The sequence below is a fragment of the Microbispora hainanensis genome (genome assembly GCF_006874475.1).
Classification (GTDB): Bacteria; Actinomycetota; Actinomycetes; order Streptosporangiales; family Streptosporangiaceae; genus Microbispora; species Microbispora hainanensis.
Genome location: NZ_VIRM01000001.1, coordinates 162,038 through 178,248 on the forward strand (window position 1 = coordinate 162,038; position 16,211 = coordinate 178,248).

Here is a 16,211-nt window from a genome sequence, read left to right on the forward strand (position 1 = left end):
CCAGGCGGGATCAGGCGTCCAGCACGGCCTGCAGGAAGTCGCGGGTGCGCTGCTGCGCCGGCTCGGTGAAGATCTGCTCGGGCGGCCCCTCCTCGACGATCTGCCCTTGGTCGAACATGAGGACCCGGTGGGAGATGTCTCTGGCGAAGTTCATTTCGTGGGTGACGCACAACAGCGTCAGGTTGCCCTGGTGTGCGATGTCGCGCAGGAGGTTCTGCACGCCGGAGACGAGTTCGGGGTCGAGTGCCGAGGTGACCTCGTCGAGCAGCAGCACCTCGGGTTCCATCGCGAGGGCCCGCGCGATCGCGACCCGCTGCTGCTGCCCGCCGGACAGTTGCGACGGGTGTGCGTGTGCCTTGTCGGCCAGGCCGACCATCTTCAGCAGCTCGTGCGCCTTATCCTCCGCCTGCTCGCGTGGGACGCCGAGGGCGCGGACCGGCGCTTCGGTGATGTTGCGCAGGACGTTCATGTTCGGGAACAGGTTGAACTGCTGGAACACCATGCCGATCTTCTTGCGGACCTGGCGCAGGTGGCGCTCGTCCGCGGGCACCTGCCGGTCGCCGCGCCGCATGTGGGAAAGGCACTGACCGTCGACGTGGATGGTGCCGGAGGTGACCCGTTCGAGGGTCATCAGCAGGCGCAGGATCGTGGTCTTGCCCGACCCGCTCGGGCCGATCAGCGTGACGCGCTCGCCGCGTCCGACGTGGAAGTCCAGCTCGCGCAGGACCGACACGTCACCGAAGCGCTTGCCGACCTTGTCGAACCGGATCATCAAGGGCTCCTCGGCCCCGGCGGGCTGGGTTTCAGGTGTCAAAGCGGCGCTCCATACGGCGGATGAGGATCGACGCGGGGATCGCGATGAGGAGGAAGAACAGGCCGGCGATGGTCATCGGCTCCAGGTAGCGGAAGCGTTCGGAGCCGAGCTCGCGGGCGAGTCCGATGACGTCGACGACGGTGATGATGGACAGCTGCGGCGATTCTTTGAATATCGCGACGAGGTAGTTGCCCAGGGCGGGCAGCGACCGGCGTACGGCCTGGGGGAGGATGACGCTGATCCAGGTCCAGTGGCGCGGCAGATTGAGGGCGATCGCCGCCTCCCACTGACCCTTCGGCACCCCGTCGATGCCCGCCCGGTAGACCTCCGAGGTGTAGGAGGCGTAGTGCACGCCGAGCCCGATGATCCCGGTCGTCAGCGCGGTCATTCTGACCCCGAAGTCCGGCATCACGTAGTAGAGGACGAAAAGCTGCACCAGCAGCGGCGTACTCCGGATGAACTCGCTGATCGCCCCCACCGGGCGGCTGATGTACGACCGGCGCGAGCGGCGCAGCAGCGCCACGAAGAGCCCCAGGACGAAGGCGAGCACCGCCCCGCCGAGCGTCGCCTGGAGGGTGACGAGCAGGCCCTGGGTGAGGAGATCCGGGAGGATCTCCATCGTCCAGTCCCAGTCCCAGATCATCGGGCCGCCTCCACTGTCCGCGCGGCCCGGCGCCGCGGTCTCTCACGGCCCACCACCCGGGCGGCCCGCCTCTCGACGAACCTCATCAGCAACGTGATCAGATAGGAGAGCAGGAAGTAGATCACCAGCAACAGCGCGAAGACGATCAGCTGGTCACTGCCGGAGTTGACGAGCAGCCTGCCCTCGTAGGCCAAGTCGGCCACGGTGATGGCGGACAGCAGCGACGTCGCCTTGAGCAGCTCGATGAGCAGGTTGTTCATCGGGGGGACCATCTCGACGAACGCCTGCGGCAGGACGACGTACCGCATGCGCTGGAACGGCGAGAAGTTGAGCGCGACGGCGGCCTCACGCTGGCCGCGCGGCACGGCGCGCACCGCGCCCCGCACGACCTCCGAACCGTACGCGCCGAGGTTGAGCCCGAGCGCGAGGACGCCGGCGAAGATCTTGTCCAGCTGGAAGCCGGTGAGGAGCGGCATCGCGTAGAACAACCAGAACAGCTGCACCAGCACCGACGTGCCACGGAAGAACTCCATGTAGACACGGGCGACGGCCCGCGCGCGCCGGTGGCGCGAGGTCGCCATCAGCCCCACGGGCAGGGCGATGGCGATGGCGATCACGGAGCCACCGATGGCGCTCTGCAGCGTGATCACGGTCCCGTCGCACAGGAAGGGCATCGTCTCGCCGAGGGCGCCGGGCAACTCCGCGCTGCACGGATTGATAGTGATCATTTTCGTGTCAGGAACCCGCGCACAGTTGTTGTGCGGTGAGCGTGGCGGCGTTGTCGACCTCGGTCTGGGTGAAGCCGAACTTCTCGATGATCGGCAGCACGCCCTTTGCGTCCTGCAGCTTCTTCAGCTCGGCGTTGAACGCCTGCAGCAGCGCGGTGTCGTTCTTGCGGAAGCCGTACCCGCCGGCGCCGACCTGCTCCTTGCCGTCGACAACCGGGACGAACGACTCGGTCACCTCCAGCGGCTCGTCCGCGTACTGCTGCTGGAGGGTCCAGCGCAGCGAGACGGCGGTCAGTGCGATGGCGTCCACCCGGCCGGCGAGAATGCCCTTGAACGCGGCGTTCTGGTTGGGGAAGACCTTGATCTGGTCGCCCTTGACGCCGCCGCTCTCCGCGTACCCCTTCTCCACGGCGCCTTCGAGCACGCCGACCTTGGTGTCGCCCTTGGCGATGTCCTCGAAGCTCGTGATGTTCTTGGGGTTGCCCTTGGCCACCAGGAACGCGTTGGCGGCGGCGTAGTCGGGGTTGGAGAAGGCGATCTGCGCGCACCGCTCGGGGGTGATGAACATGCCGGCGGCGATGAAGTCGTACTGCCCGGACTGCAGCCCGGGAATCAGGGAGCCGAAGGAGTCGACGATCTGCGCCTCCAGCTTGTCCACGCCGAGCGCCTTGAAGATCACGCGGGCCACTTCAGGGGCCTCGCCGGTCAGGTTGCCGTCCTTGTCGCGGTAGCCGTACGGCTGCTCGTTGGCGATGCCGACCTTGATGGTGCCGGCCTGTTTGAACTTGGCCAGCGGGTCGGTCTCGGCGCTGGCACCCGTACTGCCGCCGTTGTCGACGCGGCTACAGCCGGAGATCAGGGCGGGGGCGCCGGCGAGCGCCGCCACGGTCAGCCCAGAGGTCTTGAAGAAATCCCGACGTGTCGAGCGGTGGGCCGTCACGTTTCGCTCCCGTTCGTCCCGTTGTCGTCACCATGCTTGTCCGAGCGGATCTTCAGCAACGGGCGGACCTTGCCGTTCCGCGCGTTCATCGGACCGGCGATGTGTTTCGCCAACATGGCCCCCGAACGTAGCGGACTGCCTTGTACGCCCCTTCTGCGTGATTCGAGGGCGAAGTGTTTGACAGCGTGGGCGACCGGGTAGGGCCGCAGGTTTTCCGCTTCTCGAGCCGTCGGAGCGCCGTTCGCTCCTGTCATCGTTCAGGCCACTAACCTTTGACCAGTGCAAACGTCCTCACTGCACGCATGTGGTCGCCGTGCGGAACGGCTTGCGGGGTCGTCACGGAACGGTCGCGATCCGGGCACGGCGCGCTTCCACCTGCGAACAATCTTGTGATTTTGCTCGCGGGACATTGATGTCAACCTGTGACCTGGGCAAACCCCGAGATTCTGGTCTGCCACGCCGCAGGGAAGGCCATAACCAGGGAGTCAGTGATCACCCCGGAGCCGTTCTGCCACGTGGCCGTGGCCAGGTGCGGTCTCCGCACCGTGCGGCCGGTGCGGTGGAGTCGCATCGGCGCCGTCGGGGTGTTGGCGTGACCGGGAAGTCGGCCTGAAATTTACAGCGGTGCCCATGGCGGACCAGCGGTTCGAGCGCGTCGTCTCCCTTTCTGTTGACGCACTCCCGCCTCCTCTCTAGCGTGAGGCCTCTGTGGTGATGTTATCGCTAACAGTGTGCGCAGGTGAAAGTTCGGCCCAGCAATTCGGATCTCGTGATGGGACATTTCATGGCACTGAGTATGGCGTCTGATGATTACTCATCAGTGCGGACCATCCGATCGTTGCGCCGATTGCTGATCGCTCTTGTGGTGACCGTGCTCGCCGCAGTGGCAGCCCTCGTCCCCGCGCCGTCGGCCAATGCCGCCACCAGCCAATTCCGAGGCATGAACTGGGCCGTGCTGGGTGACAACTTCAGCACCGGCACGCTCGTCCTGCAGGGCCTGAGCCAGTCCGACAGCAACGCGACAGTACGAGCCAAGGCCAACGCGCTCTACGACTACATGGAATACACCATGGGGGTCAACACTGTCCGGTTGCCTATCAACACTCACACTGTGGCCAACACGAACTGGTGGAATTCCTATCGCGGCGCCATCGACGCCGCCACCGACCGTGGATTCAAGGTCATCCTGGCCTATTGGGAGGACGGCGCGGCCTCCGGCGGAAGGATCACGAACCTCGCCGCGTGGAACTCGATGTGGTCCACCGTGACCAACACGTACGGCTCCAACAGCAACGTCTACTTCGAGCCCATGAACGAGCCGCACGGCTACTCGTCGGCGGACTGGCGCAACGTGGCAGCGAACTGGCTCAGCACTCACACCTCGGCGGTGCCCGGCCGGGTGCTCATCGGCGGCACCGGATTCAGCCAGGACCTCCGGGACATCTGCAACGACAGCCGCTTCAACTCGACGCTGCTGTCCTTCCACTACTACGCCTTCTTCTACAGCGCGATGACCTACGACGCTTTCCGGAGTCACATCCAGACGCTTCTGGGCAACTGCGCCTCCCGTGCGATCGCGACGGAATTCGGCGCGCCGATGTCCACCGGCCTCAACTACGCCGACGCGAACAGCACCGACAACTTCGTGCGCTACCTCCGCGCCGTCGCGCAGGTCATGCGTGACAACCAGATGGGCGGCACCTACTGGCCCGCCCTCGGCGGCAAGCCGGGCGACATCGGCTACGACTGGTACTCGATGTACGCCCTCGGCGGCAGTGGCACCAATCTCACCTTGAGCATCCGCAACCAATCCGGCGCCGACCGGATCCGCTACGCCTGGGGTGACACCATCGGCGGCTCCACCCCCTCACCTTCACCCTCGTCTTCGTCTTCGCCGCAGACCGAACCCTTCTACCGGATCGACGTACGCCACAGCGGCAAGACCATGGACGTCCTGCAAGCGAGCACCGCCAACGGCGCGCGCGTCGGCCAGTACCCCTACGGCGGCAACCCGTGGCAGCAATGGCGGTTCCAGGACGCCGGCAGTGGCTACTGGCGCATCGTCAGCCGCCACAGCGGAAAGTGCCTCGACGTGACGGGCGCTTCAACCGCCGACGGTGCCGAGCTCATCCAGTACACCTGTGGCACCGGCACCAATCAGCAGTTCCAGATGGTCGCCGACGGTGGCTACTTCCAGCTCCGCGCACGACACAGCGGCAAATGCGTGGACGTACCGTCCGCCTCCACCGCGGACGGCGTGATCCTCAAGCAGTACTCGTGCAACACCGGCGCCAATCAGCAGTGGTCGCGCACGGCCGTCTAACGGTCGTCTCGACGTGACCGCGGGTCCGCGGTACGTCCCCCTCCCCGGTGCCGATCTCGTGCTGTGCGCTCGGTGCCGGGATCCGGACAGCGGCATCCTGCGGTCCCCTCGACGAACAGCGCTGTGAGCAGGTCGGACAACGCCTGGATCCGCACCTAACCGAGTGCCGGCGGGTGCTCGGCTGGACCGGCGTCCCCAGGCCGAGATCAGCGGCGCGAGTGTCAGGCCGAGTTCGCCCGCGTGGATGGCGGCCACGTGCGCGTCGATCTCGGCGTCGTCGGAGATCCTGGCCCGCCGGGCCGTACGGGCCGCCGTGACCCGTGGGCCAAACCGGATCAGGAACCCCGTCGGATCACGGCAGGGGAGGCGGGGCGCTCAGCCCGGCCAGGGTGACGGCGACCAGGCGATGGATCGCGTCATGGCTGTCGGCCGCGCCGGCCGCGGTGAGGGCGTGCAGGCAGTAGTCGGCCAGTTCCCCGGCCGCCACGTCGTCACGGAGATCCCCGTCCTGCGCGGCCTCGGTGATCAGGTTCGCCACGAACTCCCGTAGCCGATGCCGCGCACGCCCGACGTGCTCACCGCGATGCAGCAGCGCGGCGAGCTCACCGCCGTGATGACGCGCCGAGTGGTACTGGATCTCGGCGAAGGTTCGCAGCGCGGCCCGCAGGCGTACGATGGCCGGCTCGGCCGGGTCGGCCGCGGTGGTGAGCCGGTCGAGATGTTCGGTGATTTGGCGTTCGTGCCACGCGGTGAGGACGGCCTGGGCGTCGGGAAAGTACTTGTACAGCGTCGCGCGCCCGACACCGGCGCGTTCGGCTATCTGCGACATCGTCAGCGCGACCAGTCCGCGCTCGGCCACCAGCGCCGCCATGGCGTTCAGGGCGGCATCCCGAACCGCCGCGCGATGCGCGTCGATCGTCTCGGTCCACAGCTTGGGCACGCCCAGATCATACAGACCGTCCCCTTGCGCGACATTGCGTCATTGCCCTAGACACTATGTATCGATAAATTCGATCGCCCCGGACAACCGCCGGCGGCTGCCCCCAAGGAACGGACACCTCTGTCCACGTCGTCAACGACGAACAGGATCGCGTCGCCTGATTCCCGCCGTCGCGACCGCCGCCGAATCCCTCCACCAGAGACGAGTCCCCGATGCCGATCCTGAACGCTCGCTTCCAGACCGAACGGGCCGGGCGCTACCTCGCCCAGTTCTGCAAGCACGCGGCCGCCATGGGCGGCGGCGGCCACACCGCCCGGCTCCACCCGCACGGACCGGCCGCCCGCCGCGAGGTGCGGGTGACCGCCGAGTGGTCGGACACCAGCGGAACCGTCACCTTCACCCCTTGGGGTGAATGCACGCTGACCGCCGACACCGGCGTCCTCGTGGTTCGAATCGACGCACCGGACGAGGAGGGCCTGGACCGGATACGCGACATCGTCACCCGCGACTTCGAGCGGTTCAGCCGTCGCGAGTCGCTGACCGTGGCCTGGCAGCGCCAGGAACCCCCAGACGCCTCCGTCAGCGGTGCGACCCCGGCCACGCCACGGCGGAGGTTTCCCCGGCCGCGCCTGCGGACCGTCCTCCTGGCGCCGGCCCTCCTCCTCGTCATCGGCCTGCACGTCCGCCTGGCAGGCACGGTCATAGCGGAATCACACTGGACCGCCGCTGCCGCCGACATCGTCATCGTGCTCGTCGTGGTGAAGATCGCACTGATCACGTGGGCCCGCTTCCGCAAGCGCAGGTCACCGCACCGGTCGCATACCTAGGGACGCCGCCCGACACGTGCCTACCGGCTCAGCACGAGGCGCGCAGTCCCACCTTCTTGATCAGCGGGTAGAGGCCGCGGTCGAACGTACCGTAGGCGAACCAGCGCTGCCGGTCACGGTGGTTGGGCAGGTTCTTGACGAACTTGGTGCTGTCGCCGGGGACCGGGTCGTCGTTGAAGACGGATCCGAGCACGGCCCCGTCGCGATCCTTGAGCGTCAGCCACATGAGCCAGGCGTCGTGGTCGTCACCGCTGGTGACCACACCCTCGAATCTGGCCTTTCCATCCGAGGTCAGAACCAGCTTGGTCTGCTGGAACAGCGTGCAGTCGCCCCGGCGGATGTCGTGGTCCCAGACGAACGTCTTGGACGCGCTCGCGGACGCGCTGGCCGCTCCAGCGGCCGGCAGTGTCACACCCACGGCCAGGGTGGCGAGAACCGAGACCGCGCCCATCGTCCGGCGAATCCTGTTCATGGAAATCTCGTCCTTCCTTTTCTTTTTCCGGTGATTCCGGTGATTCCTTCCGACGTTTAAAAAGATAAGGACGGACGGGTTTGCGGGTCGATGATGGCAGCTTGAGGATCATGGGGGTGCCAGCACCCCTCCACGTTCCGGGATATCGCCGTTGCGCCACCGGCACGGCCTGCGCTCCCGGCGAAACTAATGCCTTGGTGAAGCGGCTACCATTCCTGCGCCCAGTGAGGGGAGGGCGCCGGGGCCGGGGTGAGGTCGCGCAGGTCCTGGGACCAGAGCGCCGTCCACGAGCCCGCTTGCCGATCGATGATCGTCACGAGGCCGTCGCGGGTGGCCATGAGCAGCCGTCCCTCGCTGTCCCAATCGGCCCAGACGGCCTCGGGCAGCGGCGTGAAAGTACCGTCGGCCTCCTTTCGCAGATAACTCACCTGAACGCCCTCGATGCCGTGCCGCTGAAAGTCGGTGCCGGTGTGGGCCAATACCAGGGCGTGGTCGTCGCCCGGGCGGATGCGCTCGATGAGCACGGCTTGGCGTAATTCCAGGGGCAGCCGCTTGACTGCTTCCTGGGACAGGGGCCGCCAGCCGCGATTTAACTCGTTCTGCAGGTCCCGGCGCACCCAGTCGCGGTCGAGATCCCGCACCGTCACACGATAGGGATAGCTGCCGTGGAAGGGCTTCTTGTTCATCGAAGCGGAGATCGTCAGGCTGTTGTCCGGAGCGAATTCGCAGCCGCCGGTCCACGTGCCGTACGTGTGCCAAGCCGTGAGCGCGGTCAGCCACGGCGTTTTGGACACCGCGAAATAGGTGTTCCACGGCGACTGCCCGTGCCCGAGCGCGAAGTAACCGAGAAGCGTGCCGTCGGGCGAAACAGCACACCGACGTGGATAAAGAGTTCCCCGGAGCCAGGCGCCGGGCGTCACCTCGCAACGGAGGAGATCCCATTTCATCAGGTGCCACCAGTCGGCCGGACCTCGGCGCATGATCAGCGCGACGGGTGCGGCGGTGGCGGGAAGCACGTAGAGACGGGAGGGCGGCGCAGGGACGGTCATCGGCGGCTCCACGTGGAGGTGGATCTCGACGTTAGCCCGCCGACACCCCGAACGCGAGAGGTTCTGTTCGCCCCAGCGCGCCCGGCGTCGCGCGGCGGACACGGCACCGTGGAAGGTGCCATGCCCGCCCGCATGCCCTGGTTGTGCTCGTGAGTAACCTCGTCGGCGGCACGCCACGCGCACCATGTCCCGACATCGTCGTCAAGCTCCTCGCGCGGCGAAACCCGCAGCTGGCGATGCTGCTCCCTGAGCTGGGCCGCACAAGGCTCGTCGATAGCAGACAGAAAGGCCCGCACCCCCGTGCGAGAGCGGAAGGCGTTCGTCGTGGCAGATCTTCAGCATTGGGGAGGTCGTGGTGGCGATGGCGACGTCGGGGGATAGATCCGGGCCTAGGGGAACCCGCAAAGTCACCGATTTGCCCGCACGAATGGGCTGTCCGCGGAGTCCGGCACGCTAGTTACCGAATGGGTTGTCCCCCTGCGGCTGATCGGTCGGCAGGTCCGTGGGCGGTTCCTGCGAGGGGCCGCTGGAGACGGTCAGCATGATTGTGTCGTCCGTCTCGAGCTTGGCCCCCGGCTGCGGAAACTGGTCGATCACGCTGCCCTGCGGGACGACGTCGCTCGACTGCATGGTAGACCTGACCTTGAAACCAGCGGCCAGTAGCCTATCCCGCGCGTTCGCCAGCGTGAGACCCATCACGGAAGGCACTTCCACAGTAGGCCTGGGTGTGTTCTTCGTCCTTGGGGGGGTCTGTCGTGGCGATGACGACGGCGGCCGCGATGATGAAGGCGACTGCGAGGGCGACCGCGATGATGACGGCGACTGCGAGGGCGACCGCGATGACGACGGCGACGGCGCCGACGACAAGCTTGGGCCCAGGGACACTCGCAATGTCACCGAGTCGCCTGTGTAAATGAGCTGTCCGCTGGCGGGGTCCGTGTCGATAACGATGCCGGCGGGGATCGTATCGCTGTTCTCCTCGACCAGTATCGGGGTCACATCGAGACGGGTCAGCTGACTGATCGCGGCCTTCTTGGCCAATCCGCTTAGTGAGGGTACTAGGGCCGCGGGCGGATCGTGTCGGGCCAAGTTGGTCGCGAGTAGGTAGCCCACCACCACTGCGGTGATCGCGCCCGCAACCGCGATGATTCCTAGCACGCTTTTACGTCGGCCGGATGTCTTCTTACGAGGCCGAATTGGAGGCATCGGGAGCACAGGCGGCGCGGCCGCGGTTGGCTTAGGCTCCGTCAACTCGTGCCTCGTCGACGCGGGTGCTGTCGACAGGGGCGCCGCTGGAGGAACGGGTGTATTGGCCACCAGCCGGAAAGGCCGGGTTCCCTTGGCTGACTCATCTTCGGCGTCGTCTTGTCCGGAGTCTGTACTGACGGAAGCTGCGGGTTGCGCGTTGGGTGCCCATCGGGGGTTACGAGCAATGATCAGCTCGCCTCGCACTGTGCTGATCTTTTCGGGGGTTTGGTGCGGTGTGATCTGACGAACGTGATCGAATAGGTAGTCGTACAATTCGTCCACCGACACGATGCCGTCGTTGTCGACATCGGCCTTGCCCGTGCGAAGCCCTTCGACCAGCACTCCTGTGAACACGGATGGTCGCCCGGCGCCGCTCAGGAGTCTAGTGTCGGATTCATACGCATATTCCAGGGCGGTGGACGCGCTAATCACCACGCGGCCGCGTCCCTGAAACCGATCCAGACCCATACGGTCGGACGACCGGGGGGTGAGGTTCTGAGGGAACGCTCCACTGTAACAACAATCCAACAGCAGGACTATTTTATGGGACCTGCTGCGGTCGATCTGCTCGTTCACGAACGCCGCGGAAAGACCGGTGGCTGCCAGCCGGTCAAGCCGGGTCGATGACATGGCGAAGTAGAGGCGGCCCGACTCATCCTTAACACCGTGACAGGAAAGGTGCATCACAAGAAGATCGTCGGGCCGGCGGTCGGCGAAGAACCCCTCGATCTCCTCCGCCACCTCATAGGCGGGCCGGTTGAATAGTTGGCGGGTGGAGAAGCCGCCGATTCTTGGATCCGACAGGACGTCGGACAGTTCGCGACCGTCGTGCGTCGGAGATCTCAACTGTCCCAGCGCCTTATCGGCGTAGGTATCCGCCCCCACAATAAGCGCGTAAGAACCAGGCTCAGGACTTGGCATGACGCTCGATCCAATGATCGATCAGCCTACGCTGGTCCTCCCGGGAGACGCCGGTGACCTCCAGGACGTCCTTGCCAAGCTGGACCTTCACCGAACGCCCCTGGCCTCGGCCTGCCCACGCCCGGATCATGTCGATCACGCCCGTCACTCCGGCGGGCTCGATAAGGCTGACGAGCATCACGCCAATGGCGCCGACGTCAACACCTTTCGCGCCTTCGGGTGGAGCGCTCGGAACCGCGTCTACCGAAATAATATCGAGCTGCAGAAGGTCTCGACGCAGGAGGATGGCGGCTTGGGCGACCTCTTCCGGTAACCCCCATGGCCCTAGACCGATCTCAATCCGAATCGAGACAGACCCGTTGGATCGAGCCCTACGTTCTTCCACGGTGCAAGACTCCTCAACGGGGTGCCTGAAAGGCTATTAAGGAAGTTTGTCTCCGAGCATAACTAGTGGCATGCTCGAGCGCCAGATGGTGACAAGTTATGTCGGCTTTTACCACTTGGCCGAGTAGAGGGGGTTGGGTGCGTTCGCGGCGTGAGATGGCCTGGTGAGCTGCTGGGTTGGGGACATTCAGCGACTTGGTGACGGTATGTGAAATCGGCAGGTCGGTTGGCGGGTGTGTCCGTGGCCATGTAACAGTAGCCGCAGGTGGCGAGTTTTAGTCCCACTCCTGTTCTGCGCGTCCGCGTCTCATGGGGAGGGTGTGCCCCTGAACGATGATCGTGACGATGTCAGCCATTCACAAGATCACCGCTCAGGGAGTCTGCCCGGCCATGAAATCTTCGCCGGCAAGATTTCGGCCAAGCGGCTGCTGCCGCTGGCTCAGGCCGGGGGTGCGGGGTCGGCGCGGAACTTCCGCCGCATGGTCGCCCAGATTAAGAGGGACTTGCGGCGTGACAACTACCGGGGGTGGCGTTCGTGGACGACGGCCATTCGGCGGACGACGCGGTCGCTGACTATGTCTGTGGAGAGGTCGAGTAGGAGGCCAGGGCCAAACGGACCTTCGGACCCAACGCACGGCTTAGTCGCTCAGCAATGCGGAAGGCCGGTTCCGATCTTCGGAACCGGCCTCTCAGCTGGTACTACATGGTCGGGGTGGCGGGATTTGAACCCACGGCCTCTTCGTCCCGAACGAAGCGCGCTGCCAAGCTGCGCTACACCCCGGTCGCTTGGACTTTTCGTCCTGCGCCTCGGCAAGTCTAGCGGACTTTGCGGCTGCTTGTGTCATCCGGCGCGACGGGACGGCGGGGGACGAGCGTCAGCAGGGTCGCCTCGGGCGGGCAGGCGAATCGCGCGGGCGCGTACGGCGAGGTGCCGAGCCCGGCAGAGACGTGCAGCCAGGAGCTCTCGTGCCTGCTCAGCCCCTTGACGCGGGCGCGGTCGATGCCGCAGTTGGTCACCAGCGCGCCGTAGAAGGGGATGCAGAGCTGTCCGCCGTGGGTGTGCCCGGCCAGCAGCAACTGATATCCGTCCTGGGCGAACCGCGACATGTTGCGCGGCTCGGGCGAGTGCATGACGCCGAGCCGCAGGTCGGCGTCCACCGGGGCCTGGCCCGCGATCTCGTCGTACCGGTCCCTGTCGATGTGGGAGTCGTGGATGCCGCCCACGTGGACGTCGAGGTCGGCCACCTTGAGGCGGGCCGTCGTGTTGTTCATGTCCAGCCAGCCGGCCTCCCGCATCGCGGCGCCCAGCTCGGCCCACGGCAGGTTCGGCACGTGCTGCCGGGAGTCTCCCTTAGACGTACGCCACAGGTAGCGGGCGGGGTTCTTCGGCCGGGGGGCGTAGAGGTCGTTGGAGCCGTAGACGAACAGGCCCGGCCGGTCGAGCAGGGGCTCCACGGCGTACATGTACGACTCGACCGCGTCGGGGTGTGCCAGCGTGTCGCCGGTGTTGACGACGAGGTCGGGGTTGAGCGAGGCCAGCGAACGCACCCACGAGATCAGCCGGTGGCGCCGGGGCGTGAGGTGCAGGTCGGAGATCTGCAGGATCCGGACCGGCCGCTGGCCCGGAGCCAGGACGGGGACGTCGAACCGGCGCAGCCGGAACCAGTTTCGTTCGATCACCGAGGCGTAGCCGACTCCGGCAATGCCGAGGCCGAGCACGGACAGGGGAATCGCGGCTGCTTTCCTCACACAGCCATGATGCCCGACGTACGGCCCGCCTCCCGCATAACCTGGCGAAGACGGGAGCCCGAGCACGGCAAGATGGACGCATGAGTGCGTTGAAGGACAAGCTGAAGGCCGACCTCGCGGCCTCGATGAAGGCCCGTAACGAGGTTCGGGTCCGGACCATCCGGATGGCTCTGGCCGCCGTCAACGTCGAGGAGGTCGCCGGCAAGGAGGCCCGCGAGCTCTCCGACGACGAGGTGATCAAGGTGCTGACCCGCGAGGCCAAGAAGCGCCGGGAGGCCTCGGAGGCGTTCGCGGGCGCCGGGCGGGCCGAGCAGGCCCAGGCGGAGCTGGACGAGCAGGCGGTGCTGGAGGAGTACCTTCCCGCCCAGCTCGGCGACGACGAGCTGAACGCGCTCGTCGACGCGGCGATCGCCGAGAGCGGCGCGGAGGGCCCCAAGGCCATGGGTCAGGTCATGAAGATCCTGAACCCGAAGGTCGCGGGCCGCGCCGAGGGCGGCCGGGTCGCCCAGGCCGTACGCGCCCGCCTGTCCGCCTGAAGGCCCGAGATCAGTCCGAGGGCGTCCGAGAACAGCCTGAGGGCCTGAGAACTTCGCCCGAGCGCCGAGGCGAGGACTTCGCCTCTCGGCCGAGGCTGAAGCGCCGATGGGCCGCTCCCCGGTGAGAGGAGCGGCCCATCAGGGGAAGATCACCCGAACGGGTTGAAGGGCGCGTCGCCGCCACCCGGACCGCGGCCACCGCCGGGCCCGCCACCGTGCCCACCGCCACGACCGTTGCCGAAGCCGTCGCCGCCGCGTCCGCCTCCGCGACCGTCACCGGGTCCGTCGCCATCGCCCCGCTCGGACTTCGGCTTCGGCGGGGGAGCGCACTGGTGGGCGCAGCCGCCGAACCTCCCCATGTCCGGCTTGACGAACGACGAGGGTTCGACGCCCTTGAGCGCCGTCAGGAAGGTCTCCTTCCAGATCGGGCCGGGGATGCTGGCCCCGAAGACCGAGCCGTACGACCGGCCGCCGATGACGCGGTTGCTCAGCGGGTAGCGGACCGGGCCGCGCGGGTCGCCGAGGCTGACCGCGCCCGCCAGGTCGGGGGTGAATCCGGCGAACCAGACGGTGCGGGAGACGTCGCCCGTACCGGTCTTGCCGGCCGCGTCCCTGCCGATGCCGCCGACGCCGGACATGGTGCCCTTGGTGAACACACCCGACAGGATGTTCGTGGCCGCGTCGGCGACCTCGGCCTCGACGACCTGCTTGCACTTGGGCTTGAACGAGGTCACCTTGTTGAAGCGGTCGGTGATCTCGGTGATGGCCATCGGCGCGCAGTACTTGCCGCGGGCGCCGAGCGTCGCGTACGCCGTGGCGACGGTGACCGGGTCCATCTCGTTGAAGCCGAGCGTGAACGGCTCGAACTCCTGGAGCTTGCCGCCGTCGGCGCGCTTGATGCCGAAGTCCTTGGCGGTCTTGACGACGTCGCAGAGGCCGACCTTCTGCTCAAGGGTGAGGAAGAAGGTGTTGACCGAGCCCCACGTGCCGGTCTGCAGGGTCAGGAACCCGCCGTGGCCCTCCGCGTTGTGCAGCGGGGTCTTGATGTCGCCGACGTTGTTGCCCTTGCAGTCCTTGAACGCCGAGTAACTGGGCGCCGTGTAGGTGCTGCCGACGTTGAAGCCGTCTTTGAACTTGTAGCCTTCCTTCAGCGCCGTGACCAGCGTGAACATCTTGAACGTCGATCCGGCCTGGAAGCCCGTGCCGCCGCCGTGCGCGGCGTCCGCGACGACGTTGATCGACATCTCGTTCTTCTTCTTGCTGGTGCCGAACTTCCGGCTGGAGGCCATCGCCTTGACGGCTCCGGTGCCGGGCTCGACGAGCGCCTCGGAGGCGACCGGCTTGTCGCTCGGGAAGACGTACTTCTTGATGGCCTTCTCCGCGGCCTTCTGCATCTTCGGGTCGAGCGTGGTCCTGATCGTCAGGCCGCCGCGGGCCAGGAAGTCCTGCCGGGCCTTCTGCGTCTTGCCGAACTGCGAATCGTTGAGGATCTCGTTGCGCACGTACAGGCAGAAGTACGGGTATTCGCTCTCCTCGCAGCCGCCGGGGATCTCCTTGTCCTTCCACCCCAGCTTCTTCTTCTTGGCCGCGTCGCGCTCGGCCTGGGTGATGATGTGCAGCTCTTCCATGCGGTCGAGCACGACGTTGCGCCGGGCCAGCAGCCGGTCGCGGAACTCCTTGCCCCGGTTGGGGTCGGTGGCGTTCGGGTCCTGTACGGCTCCCGCCAGCGTGGCGGCCTCGGCCAGGTTCAGCTCAGAGGCGTGCTTGCCGAAGAAGCGCTTGGACGCCGCCTCGATGCCGTACGCGCTGGCGCCGAAGTAGGCGATGTTGAGATAGCGGTTGAGGATCTCGTCCTTGCTGTACTTCTGCTCGATCCCCATCGCGTAGCGGATCTCGTTGAGCTTGCGGCCGACGGTCGGCGCGACGGCGGCGGCCTTCTGCTCGTCGGTCTCCGCCTTGTTGTACAGCACCTGCTTCACGTACTGCTGGGTGATGGACGAGCCGCCCTGCGTGACCCCGCCCGTGGTGATGTTCCTGACCAGGGCGCGGGTGGTGCCCTCGACGTCGAGCGGGCCGTGTTCGTAGAAGCGGAAGTCCTCGATCGCCACGATCGCTTTCCGCATGATCGGCGCGATACGGTCCATCGGGACCGATTCCCGGTTCTCGAAGTAGAACTGGGCGATCTGCTTGCCGTGCGCGTCGAGCAGGACCGTCTTCTCGGGAAGCGGCGGTTCGTCGAGCTTCGCCGGCTTGAGGCTCAGCGTCTCGATGCTCGATTTGACCGTGACGCCGGCCCCGCCCACGGCGGGTAGCGCAATCGCCGCCGCCAGCACTCCCGCGACGCCCGCGGCGCCGACGAGGCGCAGGGCAGCACCTGTCCGGGATGCCAGAGATTTGCCGTGAGCTTGCACGGATCCAAGGGTACGTCCGTTTGGTGACTCTCCCGGCATCGACTTCACAGGTCCGCATTACCCTTCGGCGGGGAGGACTAGTCATTCCCGGCCACATGGCCTGACATGACCATGCAGGAATTTGGTCCCCCCGGGGTATGTCGGTTCGATCGTTTCGTTGCGTACTTTCTCCTCTGCGGCTACTGCAACCAGGAGGCCCGACGCCCGCGCCCGTCGGCCGAAACGA

At 66.5% G+C, this 16,211-nt stretch carries 14 protein-coding genes and 1 tRNA gene; 3 read left to right on the plus strand and 12 right to left on the minus strand.

All coding sequences use genetic code 11. From position 1 onward, the window contains the following. Positions 1-10 precede the first annotated feature (10 nt). From ehuA to ehuB, 4 genes are read right to left on the minus strand one after another with little or no spacing between them, the layout of a single operon-like run. Positions 11-772 carry an ectoine/hydroxyectoine ABC transporter ATP-binding protein EhuA gene (gene ehuA, locus FLX08_RS00725; RefSeq protein ID WP_142616052.1) on the minus strand — a complete coding sequence of 254 codons (762 nt, stop codon included), beginning with the start codon at positions 770-772 and terminating at the stop codon, positions 11-13. Positions 773-803: 31 nt separating this feature from the next. Further along, positions 804-1,457, minus strand: a complete 654-nt coding sequence (gene ehuD, locus FLX08_RS00730) for an ectoine/hydroxyectoine ABC transporter permease subunit EhuD (protein ID WP_142616054.1) — start codon at positions 1,455-1,457, stop codon at positions 804-806. Then, on the minus strand, positions 1,454-2,185 hold the full coding sequence (gene ehuC / locus FLX08_RS00735) for an ectoine/hydroxyectoine ABC transporter permease subunit EhuC (RefSeq protein ID WP_244312171.1): 732 nt from the start codon (positions 2,183-2,185) through the stop codon (positions 1,454-1,456). Before ehuC ends, ehuD begins: the two co-directional genes overlap by 4 nt. 7 nt (positions 2,186-2,192) lie before the next feature. Then, positions 2,193-3,125, minus strand: a complete 933-nt coding sequence (gene ehuB / locus FLX08_RS00740) for an ectoine/hydroxyectoine ABC transporter substrate-binding protein EhuB (RefSeq protein WP_142616056.1) — start codon at positions 3,123-3,125, stop codon at positions 2,193-2,195. 838 nt (positions 3,126-3,963) lie between these two features. Between ehuB and FLX08_RS00745 the strand changes: the two genes are divergently transcribed. After that, positions 3,964-5,448: an RICIN domain-containing protein gene (locus FLX08_RS00745; protein WP_208761204.1), complete on the plus strand. Its 1,485-nt coding sequence runs from the start codon at positions 3,964-3,966 to the stop codon at positions 5,446-5,448. A gap of 352 nt (positions 5,449-5,800) precedes the next feature. Here the strand turns inward: FLX08_RS00745 and FLX08_RS00755 are convergent, their stop codons facing one another. Further along, positions 5,801-6,388, minus strand: a complete 588-nt coding sequence (locus tag FLX08_RS00755; RefSeq protein WP_142616058.1) for a TetR/AcrR family transcriptional regulator — start codon at positions 6,386-6,388, stop codon at positions 5,801-5,803. A gap of 212 nt (positions 6,389-6,600) precedes the next feature. Here FLX08_RS00755 and FLX08_RS00760 point away from each other — a divergent pair, with 212 nt between their 5' ends. After that, positions 6,601-7,215, plus strand: coding sequence for a DUF2218 domain-containing protein (locus FLX08_RS00760; RefSeq protein ID WP_142616059.1), 615 nt, complete (start codon positions 6,601-6,603; stop codon positions 7,213-7,215). Positions 7,216-7,243: 28 nt separating this feature from the next. Here FLX08_RS00760 and FLX08_RS00765 read toward each other — a convergent pair whose 3' ends face one another. The 6 genes from FLX08_RS00765 to FLX08_RS00795 all read right to left on the minus strand — a co-directional run bounded on the left by FLX08_RS00765 (position 7,244) and on the right by FLX08_RS00795 (position 13,038). Beyond that, positions 7,244-7,687 (minus strand): DUF6294 family protein, encoded by a 444-nt coding sequence (locus tag FLX08_RS00765; RefSeq protein WP_142616062.1) that lies wholly within the window; start codon positions 7,685-7,687, stop codon positions 7,244-7,246. Between the two features lie 206 nt (positions 7,688-7,893). Beyond that, a complete protein-coding gene (locus tag FLX08_RS00770) occupies positions 7,894-8,736 on the minus strand; it encodes a hypothetical protein (RefSeq protein WP_142616064.1) in 843 nt (280 codons plus the stop codon). Between the two features lie 453 nt (positions 8,737-9,189). After that, positions 9,190-10,905, minus strand: a complete 1,716-nt coding sequence (locus tag FLX08_RS00780; protein WP_142616068.1) for a caspase, EACC1-associated type — start codon at positions 10,903-10,905, stop codon at positions 9,190-9,192. Continuing rightward, positions 10,892-11,290, minus strand: a complete 399-nt coding sequence (locus tag FLX08_RS00785; protein WP_142616070.1) for a hypothetical protein — start codon at positions 11,288-11,290, stop codon at positions 10,892-10,894. The genes FLX08_RS00780 and FLX08_RS00785 overlap by 14 nt, the downstream gene beginning before the upstream one ends. A 703-nt stretch (positions 11,291-11,993) precedes the next feature. After that, positions 11,994-12,070: transfer RNA gene (locus FLX08_RS00790), tRNA-Pro, on the minus strand. A 35-nt stretch (positions 12,071-12,105) separates the two neighbouring features. Then, positions 12,106-13,038, minus strand: a complete 933-nt coding sequence (locus FLX08_RS00795) for a metallophosphoesterase (RefSeq protein ID WP_142616072.1) — start codon at positions 13,036-13,038, stop codon at positions 12,106-12,108. Between the two features lie 80 nt (positions 13,039-13,118). On the opposite strand from FLX08_RS00795, the gene FLX08_RS00800 reads away from it, so the two are divergent. Continuing rightward, positions 13,119-13,574, plus strand: a complete 456-nt coding sequence (locus FLX08_RS00800; protein ID WP_142616074.1) for a GatB/YqeY domain-containing protein — start codon at positions 13,119-13,121, stop codon at positions 13,572-13,574. Positions 13,575-13,723: 149 nt separating this feature from the next. Here FLX08_RS00800 and FLX08_RS00805 read toward each other — a convergent pair whose 3' ends face one another. Beyond that, positions 13,724-15,985 carry a transglycosylase domain-containing protein gene (locus FLX08_RS00805; protein ID WP_142616076.1) on the minus strand — a complete coding sequence of 754 codons (2,262 nt, stop codon included), beginning with the start codon at positions 15,983-15,985 and terminating at the stop codon, positions 13,724-13,726. Between the last annotated feature and the right edge of the window lie 226 nt (positions 15,986-16,211).

Bases quoted from the DNA above. Each gene is read 5' to 3' on its own strand.
- ehuA (WP_142616052.1), bottom strand. From the start codon at position 772: ATGATCCGGTTCGACAAGGTCGGCAAGCGCTTCGGTGACGTGTCGGTC.
- ehuD (WP_142616054.1), bottom strand. From the start codon at position 1,457: ATGATCTGGGACTGGGACTGGACGATGGAGATCCTCCCGGATCTCCTC.
- ehuC (WP_244312171.1), bottom strand. From the start codon at position 2,185: ATGATCACTATCAATCCGTGCAGCGCGGAGTTGCCCGGCGCCCTCGGC.
- FLX08_RS00760 (WP_142616059.1), top strand. From the start codon at position 6,601: ATGCCGATCCTGAACGCTCGCTTCCAGACCGAACGGGCCGGGCGCTAC.
- FLX08_RS00765 (WP_142616062.1), bottom strand. From the start codon at position 7,687: ATGAACAGGATTCGCCGGACGATGGGCGCGGTCTCGGTTCTCGCCACC.
- FLX08_RS00770 (WP_142616064.1), bottom strand. From the start codon at position 8,736: ATGACCGTCCCTGCGCCGCCCTCCCGTCTCTACGTGCTTCCCGCCACC.
- FLX08_RS00780 (WP_142616068.1), bottom strand. From the start codon at position 10,905: ATGCCAAGTCCTGAGCCTGGTTCTTACGCGCTTATTGTGGGGGCGGAT.
- FLX08_RS00800 (WP_142616074.1), top strand. From the start codon at position 13,119: ATGAGTGCGTTGAAGGACAAGCTGAAGGCCGACCTCGCGGCCTCGATG.